Annotated in this window: 8 protein-coding genes; 6 read left to right on the top strand and 2 right to left on the bottom strand. The window is 71.8% G+C overall.

Features of this window, described 5'->3' with window-relative positions; genetic code table 11:
- Both IH26_RS0132120 and IH26_RS0132115 read right to left on the bottom strand, forming a co-directional pair.
- Window positions 1–753 carry a hypothetical protein gene (locus IH26_RS0132120; RefSeq protein ID WP_030440006.1) on the bottom strand — a complete coding sequence of 251 codons (753 nt, stop codon included), beginning with the start codon at window positions 751–753 and terminating at the stop codon, window positions 1–3.
- A 3-nt stretch (window positions 754–756) separates the two neighbouring features.
- On the bottom strand, window positions 757–1173 hold the full coding sequence (locus IH26_RS0132115) for a YbaB/EbfC family nucleoid-associated protein (RefSeq protein WP_030440005.1): 417 nt from the start codon (window positions 1171–1173) through the stop codon (window positions 757–759).
- A 415-nt stretch (window positions 1174–1588) separates the two neighbouring features.
- Here IH26_RS0132115 and IH26_RS0132110 point away from each other — a divergent pair, with 415 nt between their 5' ends.
- The 6 genes from IH26_RS0132110 (at window position 1589) to eccD (ending at window position 11710) form a co-directional block, all read left to right on the top strand.
- Entirely contained in the window at window positions 1589–1909 is a 321-nt protein-coding gene (locus IH26_RS0132110) for a WXG100 family type VII secretion target (RefSeq protein WP_030440004.1), read from the top strand.
- Window positions 1910–1955: 46 nt separating this feature from the next.
- Window positions 1956–2258, top strand: a complete 303-nt coding sequence (locus IH26_RS54250; RefSeq protein ID WP_034216403.1) for a WXG100 family type VII secretion target — start codon at window positions 1956–1958, stop codon at window positions 2256–2258.
- A 111-nt stretch (window positions 2259–2369) separates the two neighbouring features.
- Window positions 2370–3119 (top strand): hypothetical protein, encoded by a 750-nt coding sequence (locus IH26_RS0132100; RefSeq protein ID WP_030440003.1) that lies wholly within the window; start codon window positions 2370–2372, stop codon window positions 3117–3119.
- Window positions 3120–3159: 40 nt separating this feature from the next.
- The gene (locus tag IH26_RS0132095; protein ID WP_030440002.1) at window positions 3160–6348 is read left to right on the top strand and encodes a hypothetical protein; all 3189 of its coding nucleotides are present in this window, start codon (window positions 3160–3162) and stop codon (window positions 6346–6348) included.
- Window positions 6309–10316, top strand: coding sequence for a type VII secretion protein EccC (locus IH26_RS0132090; protein ID WP_030440001.1), 4008 nt, complete (start codon window positions 6309–6311; stop codon window positions 10314–10316). Before IH26_RS0132095 ends, IH26_RS0132090 begins: the two co-directional genes overlap by 40 nt.
- Entirely contained in the window at window positions 10313–11710 is a 1398-nt protein-coding gene (eccD, locus tag IH26_RS0132085) for a type VII secretion integral membrane protein EccD (protein ID WP_030440000.1), read from the top strand. The genes IH26_RS0132090 and eccD overlap by 4 nt, the downstream gene beginning before the upstream one ends.

Raw genomic sequence — 11710 nt, 5'->3', positions numbered from 1 at the left:
TCAGGTCTCTCGGGGGGTGACCGGGCTCTCCCGGGCCGCGGCGATCCTGGCCGGGTGGGCGAGGATCGTCCCGTCGGGCAGGCGGTACCAGGGGCCGTAGTCGTCCGGCGGGATGCTCGTGTCGATGACCGCGCCCTCCGGGATGGCCTGCCGCCGCTCGAGTCGCTCGGCCCGCATCGGCAGGAGCTCGTGCGGCGCCTCGACCCGCTCGGCCCGCATCGGCTGGAGGGCGTGCCGCTCCTCGAGCCGCGCGGCCCGCATGACCTGGTGCCGGGGCTCGCCCGGCTGCTCCGGTGCCAGCCGCTCCATGCGCCGCACGCCCTCTTCCGGCTGCAGCAACCTGCCTTCCCTCAGCTCGCCCGCCTCGTACAGCGTCGATCCGTCGTCGGCCACGTCCGCCGCACGGAAGGTCGGGGTCTCCAGCCCGCTGAACGCGACGTCGAGCTTCCGGCCGCCCTCGGCGGCGTTCTCCTCCGACTCGCCGTACACCTTGCCGGTCTGGCTCAGGCCGTCGCTGTAGAAGGTCAGCGTCTGGTGCAGCGCCTTCGCGGTGCCCCGCAGGTATTCGAAGCCCTGCTCGAACGACGGCGCGACCTGCGCACCGATCGAGTCGTCGCCCCACGCCGACCGGTACCGGGACCACATCTCGTCGACCCGGCCGGACAGGTTGGAGAAGTCGCCCGCCGCGTACTGGTACGGCTCGGCCAGATTGTTCACCTGGTCGGAGTTGACATCGAGATGCTCGTGCGCCATGGGTCAGCTCCGTCGCTCGAGTTGTTCCCGGACGATCCGGGGCAGGCGCGGGCCGTCCGGCGGCATCAGCGCGTCGGTGCCGAGCTTTCCGCGTACGAGATCCTGGGGGTTGAGGCCGTTCGGCACGGTCGGCGCGATGATCTCCGCCGCCTCGGTCGCCGCCTTGTCCTTGGCCTCCCGCACCGTCGCCATGATGAGGTCGGACAGCTCGTTCGGGGCGAGCCGGCGGTACGCGCTGTTCAGAAACTTGATCTCGGTCACACCGCCCGCGTGGCTGTACGTGACCGAGATCTCGCGGCGCGGCGACATGGCGGTGGCCGACACCTCCTGCATGCGCCGGTGCAACTCGGCGAGGGCGCTGCGTTGCTGCTGGTACTGCGCGAGCAGGTCCTCGAGGAAACCGTCCTGTCCGGCCGCCATCCGCACTCCTCCGCTGGTCTGCCGCAAGGTCACGCCGACACAAGCACGTGCGTACGGCGAAATCGGTTCAGCCTGCCTTCTTCGGGTCGCGACCGTCGAGGCTGCCCGACCGAACATCATGATGCCGCTCGATGTGCACCATGGAACGCGGTGTTTGCAAACATAGTTCACTGTGTCCACCGAGGAGCCCCGACCGGGGTTCCGCGGTGGGGGTGTTTCCACTCACGACGGACCCGGGTACCGAGCCGCCCGCCCGACGGATCGATTAATTTACTTGCCCGTTGGAGGCAGTGAACCAACTGGCGATGTGGTCCGTGTTGGATGCGTTGGTTCAGAGTCCGACCGCCAGACACCCCGATGAGTTCGCGCCGCCGAGACACGGCCGCGACGAAACAGTGCCGAGGAGGCCCTGAGAATGGCGAATCAGGTTGTGCAGACCACCGACCCGGGTATGGCGGCTGCGGTCAGCCAGTTCGAGGACAAGGCTGCTTCGTTCCGCAGCCAGCTCGACCAGGTCGACCAGTACATGCTGCAGCTCGAGGCGGGCTGGAAGGGCGGCGCCTCGTCCGCGTTCCAGCAGGCCATGAACCAGTGGCAGGAGGGCTTCCAGAAGGTGGTCACCGCGCTGGACAGCGTGACCCAGGGCATGGGCTCGTCGGCTCGGGCCTACGACCAGCACGAGGACACCTCGACCCAGTCGGCGACGGCTCTGCTCAACGGCCTTCCCGGCATCTGATCCGCGCGCCCCGTCCGCCCGTCGACATCCCCGGAAAGGCCGATCAATGGCATCGTTCACCTTTGACTTCAACGCGTCCGACACGGTCGCGCAGGCGCTGCAGTCGCTGACCACCGCCGTCAACAGCGAACTGGACGAGCTGAACAAGACGCTCGACACCCAGCTCGCCGACTGGCAGGGCGGCGGCGCCGACCAGTACCGGAACGCCCAGGCCCAGTGGAACGCCGGCGCCGCCGAGATGGCTCAGGCGCTCGGCACCGCCCAGCAGACGCTCTCGCAGATCCACGTCAACTACGCGGACGCCGAGAGCACCATCACCCGCCTCTGGGACAGCGTCCAGACCAGCTGACCGACCCGAACTGCCCGTTCGTTCCGCGCCTCGCGGGGCGAACGGGCAGACCTGTCCCTGCCCGCCCGCCAGATCCCCGCCCCGCTCCGCCACAAGCAGGAGGACGTTGCGATGAGCACGCCGAGCCCGGACGACGTAGTCAACATTCCGTACGGGGAGTACGACTTCTCGCCGACTTTCACCCAGGACCAGGCGAACCTCGCCAAGTCGGCCATCTCGAAGATGCAGGCCTGGCGGTCCTCCCATCCGGACAGCTTCCAGATCCCGTTCGACGCGGCCGGCCTCACCGACGACGAGAAAAGCGCCTTCCAGTCGTACGAGGGGATGCTCGACTACTACGGCGACACGCCCGACGCGTCCTACCTCACCCCCGGAAACTTCGACAGCAACAACCAGTACGGCAACTCGCCGGCCACGCCGCCGCCGGCCGACCTGCCGCCCCCGGTCAACGGTGGCTCGGATCACAACGGACAGCTGGCGGTGAACACCGACGCGCTCAAACAGTTCTCCAAGAACCTCGAGACGCTGCGCGGGAACATCACCACGGCCAAGGCCGCCATCCGGAACGTGGTGGTCAAGCCCGGCCAGTTCGCCGCGGCCACCAAGATGTCGAACACCATCAACGGCGCCGGCGGCAACGTGCTGATGAGCGGCGACCTGTCGACCGCCGACGGGCTGCGCGGGCAGGTCTACAACTTCCTGGACAACGCCGACAAGGCGTTCACCGAGTTGCAGACCGACATCGCGAACCTGATCAGCCAGTACAAGTCGGTCGAGGACCTCAACAACACCACCGCCGCCCAGCTCACCGGCGCCTTCCAGGACGCGGTGACCCAGATGGGCACCGGCACCACCGCCTGAGGCTCCCGTACCCGTACTGACGTAGGTGGATGGACCATAGATGAGCGACAGCCCGAGCGTGTCCACCAAGCCGTGGGACAGCGTGAGCGACGGCGGCCAGTTCAACACCGGCGGCCTGGCCGACGCCAGCGATGTCAACGACTGGCAGAGCATGGACTGGAAGGCCATCAAGACCGCCGTGGTCGGGGCCGCCGCGGTCTCCAGTGACGCGCAGAGTCAGGCCGCGGCGCAGGAAGCCATGGCGAACGTCTCGCCACAGTCCCTGATGGACGCCGGCGACGCGTTCAGCCTCGCTTCCACCTACATGAGCGACGTCGCCGACAACCTGCGCCAGCAGATCGAGGGCCTGGTCGGCGACGGCGGACCGTGGACCGGCTCGGGGGCCCAGTCGTTCAAGTCGACGCTGACCAGCTTCGCCAACAAGCTGGAGGCGCACGCCGAGCAGATCAACGGCGGGGCGCAGCACTCGACCGACGCCGGCTCGGTGCCCGAGCAGCTCTACTACAGCGGCAACATCCTGTCCTGGGCCCAGCAGTCGCTGGATTACCTGGACTACGCGTACGCCCAGTTGGCCACCCAGTACGGCGCCAGCACGGTCGACAACAAGGTGCAGATCCACGAGGTGCCCGGCCTCTCCGACCAGATGACGCAGGCGTTCCGGAACGTCATGAAAACCGTGGTGCAGCAGTACGCGGTGACCTACTCGAGCGTCTCGCAGGTCGGCGGCGGCAGTATCTCCGGCAGCGTCACGGCGACGCCCTCGCTCTCCCTTTCGCCGACCCCCTCGCTGTCCCTTTCGGAGACGCCGTCGCTGTCCGTCTCGGCCCCGCCCTCCATCTCGGAGCCGCCGAGCGTCTCGACGCCGTCGCTGTCGACCGCGCCGCCGCCGGCGGGCGGCCCGATCCCGTCGCCCAGCATCTCCGCGCCGCCGGACGCCCAGAACTTCGCGGTGCCGAGCGTCACCACCCCGCCGCCACCCAGCGGGGGAGGGCTGAACACCGACGGGGTGACCCCGCCCGGGACGACCGCGCTGGGCGCGCTGCCCAGCGTCGCCCCACCGCCCGCCGATGCCGCCGGCGGCGGCCTGCCCGGCCTGGGGATCGGCGGCCTGCCCGGCTCCTCGGGTGGCGGCCTGCCCGGCCTGGACGGCGCCACGCTGCCGTCGGTCTCGTCGCCGCCGAAACCGGGCGGGGCGGGTGGGGAGGACCCGAACGCTCCCGGCGCCGGGGAGGGCCTCGGCGATGGCCTGAGCGGGGTGCCCGAGGGCGACCTGCCCGGCGTGGCGCCGCCGCCGACCGCCCCGGGCGGCTCGCTGGAGAGCGACGCGCCGGGCGGCGCCGGCGGGGCGCCGCCGATGTCGCCGATGTCGCCGCCGGGTGCGGGTGGGATGAGCGCGCCGGAGCGTTCCGACGCGTCCGGGCTGCTGGGCAACGACGACGAGAGCCCGTTCGCGCCCGGCGAGGGCCTGTCCGACCTGCCGGGCAGCGCCGCGGGTGCACCGCCGATGTCGCCGATGTCGCCGCCGGGTGCGGGTGGGCCGAATGCGCCGGAGCGTTCGGATGCTTCCGGGTTGCTGGGTAATGAGGAGGAGAGCCCGTTCGCGCCGGAGGGGTTGGAGAGCGGGATTCCGGATGCGCCGGCTGGTGCGGAGGGTGCGCCGCCGATGTCGCCGATGTCGCCGCCGGGCGCGGGCGGGGCGAACGCGCCCGAGCGCTCGGACGCTTCCGGGCTGCTCGGCAACGACGAGACAAGTCCCTTCGGTACGGGCGAACCGCTGCCCGAGGTGCCGGGCAGTGCGGAGGGCGCGCCGCCGATGGCGCCCATGTCGCCGCCCGGCGGGTCCGGTGCCGAGAAGCCGGAGCGGTCGGACGCCTCCGGCCTGGTGGAGAAGGTGGACCAGCCGTGGGACGCCGGAGTGCCCTCGATGGGCGGGGTTCCCGACGCGCCGCTCGGCGCCGCGCCGGGCACGACCCCGGCGGCGTCGGAGGAGGCGGTCGTCGAACCGGCCGCCACGGAGGTCGCCGCCGGACCGGCGGAGCCGCCGCCGGCCCCGATGACGCCGCCGGGAGGTAACTCGTCGGCCGACGAACGCTCGGACGCCTCCGGCCTGATAGCCAACGCCGACGGGCCGTGGGGTACGCCGCCCGGCCTGACCGCCGAGCCAACCCCGATCAACGGCGCGCCCCCGGCCCTGCTGCCGGTGTCCGTGCCCGAACCGGCTCCGCGGCCGGAGCCATCCCGCGCCCCGGTCCTTCAGCCGGCCTCGGAGCTCGAGCCATCCCGCGCCCCGGTCCTTCAGCCGGCCTCGGAGCCCGAGCCATCCCGCCTCCCGGTCCTTCAGCCGGCCCCGGAGCCCGAGCCGGAGACGGCCTCGGTCGATCCGGCGCCGGAGCGGGTCGATGACGAGCGGTGGCTGACCCAGGGCACACCGGCGGCGACCGACCAGAGTTCCTGGTTCGCGCCGCCGCCGACCGACCCCTCGGTCGCCGTGGTGCCCCCGGCGGTGGAACCGGAGACGACCACAGCCCCGGCTCCCGCGGCGCCTTCGGATGAGCATCGGCCGGCGGAGCTTCCCCCGTTGTTGTTCGTTCCAGCTCTCGGGCGGGTCCGCGCCGAGGAGGACGAAGACGAGGACCAGGACGAGCGCGACGATCTGGCGGTCGAAGAGGACGAAGGCGACCGCGTACCGGTGATCCCTTGGTCCGATGAGGACGGTGACGCCGACTCCTGGGACTCCGGTGGCCTGCCGTGGGGCAGGGCCGCCCGGGACGACGACGATGACGACGATGGCGACACCCCGGACGATCCGGGCCCCGACGATCGCGGCCCGGAGGACGACCCCGACGACGCGGACTGGGACGACCTCGGCTGGCCGGGCCGCAACGCCGGCCCCGAGCCCGAACCGGTAGTCGAGGACGGCTTCGCGCTTCCGGCCATGTCGTCGTGGCAGCGGCGCAAGAGCGACCCCACCCCCCGCCCCGAGAACCCCAACCTGCGCTCCGGCGGCGCCGAACCACCCCCCGAGGACCTGGAGAAGCTCTGGGCCCAGCGCCGCGCCGAGGCCGACGCCCGCCGCGAGGAGTTGCGGCAGCTGCGTGAGGGCCGCCCCCGCGACGAGGACGAGGACGACGAGGGCGAGAAGGAGATCGTGCCGCGCAGCTCCGGGCTGTTGCGGCAGGCCGACGGTGTGTGGGGCGCCGGCCAGGAGGAGTCGGGGGTCATCGGATGAGCACGGTCATCGTCAAGCGGCCGCCCCGGGCCGAAGGACCCCCGATGCCGGCCGGTTCCGTCGAGCTGGCCGAGCCGCCGGTGATGGCCGAGCCGGCGCCGCTGGACATGCGCTCGTTCCTCATGGTCGTGCCGATGGGCCTCGGCATGGGCGGCATGATCATGATGTTCGGCGTGTTTCAGCGCTCGTCGGTGGCGTACCTGATGGGCGGTGTGATGGCCGTCGGCATGCTCTCCATGGGCGTGGTGCAGATCGGCCGGGCCGCCGGGGAGCGCAAGCGGAAGATGCGCGCCGAGCGGCGCGACTTCCTGCGCTACATCGGACAGCTGCGCAAGAAGGCCCGCCAGTCGGCCGACGAGCAGCGGCAGGCCGTGGTCTGGAACAACCCCGACCCGTCGCTGCTGTGGTCGGTGGCGACCGGCAGCCGGATGTGGGAGCGGCGGGCCGCGCACGAGGACTTCGCCCGGATCCGGATCGGCCTGGGCCGGCACAACGCCGCGGTCAAGTACGTGCCGCCGTCGACCAAGCCGATCGAGGACCTCGAGCCGCTGTCGTCGATCTCGCTGCGCCGGTTCGCCGAGGCGTACCGTACGGTCCCCGGCATCCCGACCGCGATCAGCCTGCGCAGCTTCACCAGCATCGAGTTCGCCGGGCCGACCGCGCCGGCGATGGGCCTGGCCCGGGCGGTGCTGGCCCAGCTGGTCACCTTCCACGCCCCGGACGAGTTGCGGGTCGCGGTGCTGACCGGGGACAGCGCGAGCGACGAGTGGGAGTGGGCCAAGTGGCTCCCGCACAACGCGCACCCCACCCGGAGCGACGCGGCGGGCCCGCTGCGGTTGTTCGCCCGGGACCACGACGAGCTGATGCGGCTGCTCGGCCCCGAGTTCGCCGATCGGGCCGACCACGACAAGGGCGCCCGGCCGAGCTCCAACGAGCCGTTCGTGGTCGTGGTGGCGAGCCGGATCGCGATCCCGGACGACTCCCGGCTGGTCGGCGCCGGCCTGCAGAACACGGTGCTGCTGGACGTGACCGGCCGGCTGCCCGGCGGCCCGAAGGTGCTGCGGCTGACCGTCGAGGACAAGCGGATCGAGTTCCCGGTCGGCGAGCGCACCGGCGAGGCCGAGCGCGACGACCTGACCGAGCGGGAGGCCGAGACGCTGGCCCGGATCCTGGCCCCGAAGCGGACGGCGAGCACGCTCGAGGTGGCCGACGAGCCGCTGGAGTCCGACTTCGAGCTGACCACGCTGCTCGGCATCCGGGACGCGTACACCTTCGACGTGAACGGCGCTTGGCGCCCGCGGCAGGCGCAGCGGGCGCGGCTGAGCGTGCCGATCGGCATCACCGAGGAGGGCGAGGTCGTCGAGCTGGACCTCAAGGAGGCGGCGCAGGGCGGCATGGGCCCGCACGGGCTGATCATCGGCGCCACCGGTTCGGGCAAGAGCGAGTTGTTGCGTACGCTCGTCTGCGCCCTCGCCGCCACGCACTCCTCGGAGATCCTCAATCTGGTGCTGGTCGACTTCAAGGGCGGCGCCACCTTCCTCGGCATGGACAAGCTGCCGCACACCTCGGCCGTCATCACCAACCTGGCCGACGAGCTGCCCCTGGTCGACCGCATGCAGGACGCGCTGAACGGCGAGATGAACCGCCGCCAGGAGCTGCTGCGCGCCTCCGGGTACGCGTCGCTGTTCGAGTACGAGAAGGCGCGCGCGGCCGGCGCCCCGCTCACCCCGTTCCCGGTGCTGCTGCTGATCGTGGACGAGTTCAGCGAGCTGCTGTCGAGCAAGGCCGAGTTCATGGACCTGTTCGTCTCGGTCGGCCGGCTCGGCCGGTCGCTCGGCGTACACCTGCTGCTCGCCTCGCAGCGCCTCGACGAGGGCCGGATCAGCCGGGTCGAGGGCCACCTGTCGTACCGGATCGCGCTGCGCACCTTCTCCTCGATGGAGTCGCGCTCGGTGATCGGCGTCGGTGCCGCCTACGAGCTGCCGTCCGAGCCCGGCAACGGCTACCTCAAGCTGGACATCTCCAACCTGGTGCGATTCAAGAGTGCGTACGTGTCGGGGCCGTACAAGCGCACCGGCGGCCGCGGCGCCGCGGCCGACGACGACGCCGGGATCATCTCCGACGTCGTCGCGTTCACCACCCGCGAGCTGCCCCGGGCGGTCACCCCGGCACCGGATGCCGGGCCCGCCGCGGCGTCCGCCGACGAGACCGGCGAGGCCGACGAGGACCGCCTGATGGACGTGCTCATCGACCGGCTCGTCGGCTCCGGCCCGCCGGCCCGGCAGGTGTGGTTGCCGCCGCTGTCCGAGTCGCCCGGCCTGGACTCGCTGCTGCCCAGCGTCATCCCGGACCCCGAGCTCGGCATGATCGTGGAGAATCCGGCGCTGCGCGGGCGGCTGCGGGTTCCGGTGGGCGTGGTGGACCGCCCGTACGAGCAGATCCGTGAGCTTTTGCAGGCCGACCTGTCGGCGGCCGACGGCCACGTGGGCATCGCCGGCGCCCCGCAGAGCGGCAAGTCCACCCTGGTCCGGACGCTCGTGCTGGCGCTCGCCCTGACCAACACCCCGGAGCAGGTGCAGTTCTACGGCCTGGACTTCGGCGGCGGCGGCATCATGGCCCTGACCGGCCTGCCGCACGTGGGTTCGGTGGCCACCCGGATGGAGCGTGACCGCGTGGTGCGCACCATCGAGGAGGTACGCCAGGTGATGGAGCACCGGGAGGCGGTGTTCGCCGAGCGCGGCTACGACTCGATCACCAGCTACCTGGCCGCCCGCGACCGCGGCGAGGTACGCGACGCGCACGGGCACGTGTTCCTCATCGTGGACGGCTGGTTCACGCTGAAGCAGGACTTCACCGACCTGGAGCCGAAGATCAACGAGATGGCGGCCCGTGGCCTGTCCTTCGGCATCCACGTGATGATCACGGCCAACCGCTGGTCGGAGATCCGGACGTGGCTGCGCGACCTGCTCGGCACCAAGCTCGAGCTGCGCCTCGGCGACGCGATGGAGTCCGAGATCGGCTCCCGCAAGGCGGCGCTGGTGCCGCACCAGCCCGGCCGGGGCATGACTTCGCAGGGCATGCACTTCCTGTCCGGCCTGCCCCGGCTGGACGGCCGTACCAGCACCGCCGACCTCACCGAGGCGACCAAGGGCCTGATCGAGGAGATCCGGATGTTCTGGCCGGGCCCGGTCGCGCCCCCGGTCCGGATGCTGCCGGTTCAGTTGCCGGCCGCCCAGCTGCCCCGGCCGGAGCAGCCGCTGCGGTTCTGCCTGGGCCTGGACGAGCAGCGCCTCGGCCCGGTCTGGCACGACTTCATGGCCACCCCGCACCTGCTGGTGATGGGTGACAACGAGACCGGCAAGACCAACGTGCTCCGGCTCATCCTGCGGCAGATCACCCAGCGGTACGGTCCGGACGAGGCCAAGGTGGTGATCGGCGACTCCCGGCGCGACCTGGACAACGCCATCCCGGCCGAGTACCGGGTCGGGTACGCGGTGACCTCCGAGGACCTCGGCACGCTGGCCGCACAGACCGCGGTGTCGATGAACAAGCGCATCCCGGGCCAGGAGGTCACCTCCGACCGGCTGCGCAAGCGGGACTGGTGGAGCGGCCCCGAGCTGTTCGTCGTGGTGGACGACTACGAGCTGCTGGGCAAGTCGCTGGGCTCGGTGCTGGACCCGCTGATGCCGCTGATGGCCCAGGGCGCCTACATCGGCATGCACTTGATCATCGCGCGTAGTGTCTCGGGCGCCATGCGGGCGATGATGGACCCGGTCCTGCGCCGGCTGTGGGAGCTGGGTAATCCCGGCGTCCTGCTCTCCTACCCCAAGGAGGAGGGCAAGTTCCTCGGCGAGGCCAAGCCGGCCAAGCTCCCGGCCGGGCGGGCCCAACTGGTGACCCGCCGCAGCGTGCAACTGATCCAGACCGGCATGGTGCCGGTCGGCGAGCCGGCGGAGGTGAACGCATGACCACCACGACCGACGTCTGCCGGGTCACGGTGGTGGGTTCGGCCCGGCGGATCGACCTGGCCGTGCCGGCCACGGTCACCGTCTCCCAGCTCATGCCGGTGCTGCTGGCCAATCTGGAGAAGCCGGACGCCGGCGCCGCCCCGAACGCCGGCGGCTGGGCGCTGCAACGCCTCGGCGAGCAGCCGTTCGATCCGAACGGCACGCCGGATTCGCTGGACTGGCTGGAGGGCGAGGAGCTCTACCTGCGCCGGGTCGAGGACGCGCTGCCCGAGCTGGACTTCGACGACCTGGCCGACGGCATCGCCACGACGGTCAACCGGCGCGGCGACCGCTGGCAGCCGGAGTACCGCCGGCCGCTGTTCCTCGTGCTCACCGCGGTGACGCTGCTGTTCTTCGCGTACGCGCTGACCGATCGCGCGGCCACCGTGCTGACCGGGGTCGGCGGCTTCACCGTCGGCGGCGGCCTGCTGCTCGCCGCGGTCCTGGTCGCCCGGCTCGCCGGCGACCGTCCACTGTCGCTCACCTTCGGGCTCGGCGGCGCGCTGCTGACCGGGCTGGCCGCCACCGACCTGGCCGACGGGGCGCCGGGCCGGCTAGTGCTGACCACCACGTCGCTCGGCGTCGGGGCCGGCGCGACCTTCGGCGCGGCCGCGCTGCTGCTGGTCAGCGCCCGGCTCTGGGCCCGGCGCTTCATCCACCAGCCGCTGCTGGTCATCGCCGTGATCGCGCTCGCCGCGCTGAGCATGCTGTGGCTGCGCACCCACGTCGGGATGTCCCGGCAGGCGGTGGCCGGGTGCCTGGCCGCGGCCGGGTTCGCGCTCATCGTGTTCTCGCCCAAGGCCGCGCTGCGGCTGGCCCGGCTGCGCGGCCTGCAGCTGCCGAAGACCGGCGAGGAGCTGCAGTTCGACAACCAGCCGCGGCCGGCCGCCGAGCTGGCCGAGCAGACCGCCGAGGCGGACAACTACCTGACCGCCGCCGTGGTCAGCGTGTGCCTGCTGATGCCGTACCTGATGTCGGAGATCATGCGGGCGGACGGCTGGCCCGGGTACACCACGGTGATCGTGCTGTCGAGCGCGCTGGCGCTGCGGTCCCGGGCGTTCTACGGGGTCGCCCAGCGGGTCGCTCTGGCCGCGGCCGGCGCCATCGGCTTCCTCATGGTGCTCGTCTCGGCCTCGCACGCCGCCGGCGACACCGAGCGGGTGAGCCTGCTGGCCGGCCTGATCGTGCTGCTCGGGGTGATGGTGATGGCGGCCGTCCGGCCGTGGCCGCGCCGGCTGCTGCCGATCTGGGAGTTCCTGGCCACCGTGTTCGACGTGGTCACCGGCCTGGCCGTGATCCCGCTCGTGCTCGAACTGCTCAGCGCGTACAGCTGGGCCCGCGGGTTGTTCGGTTAG

The sequence above is a fragment of the Actinoplanes subtropicus genome (assembly GCF_000721705.1).
Lineage (GTDB): Bacteria > Actinomycetota > Actinomycetes > Mycobacteriales > Micromonosporaceae > Actinoplanes > Actinoplanes subtropicus.
Note: the sequence above shows the minus strand (reverse complement) of the source record. Positions and strands in the feature narration are given on the sequence as shown.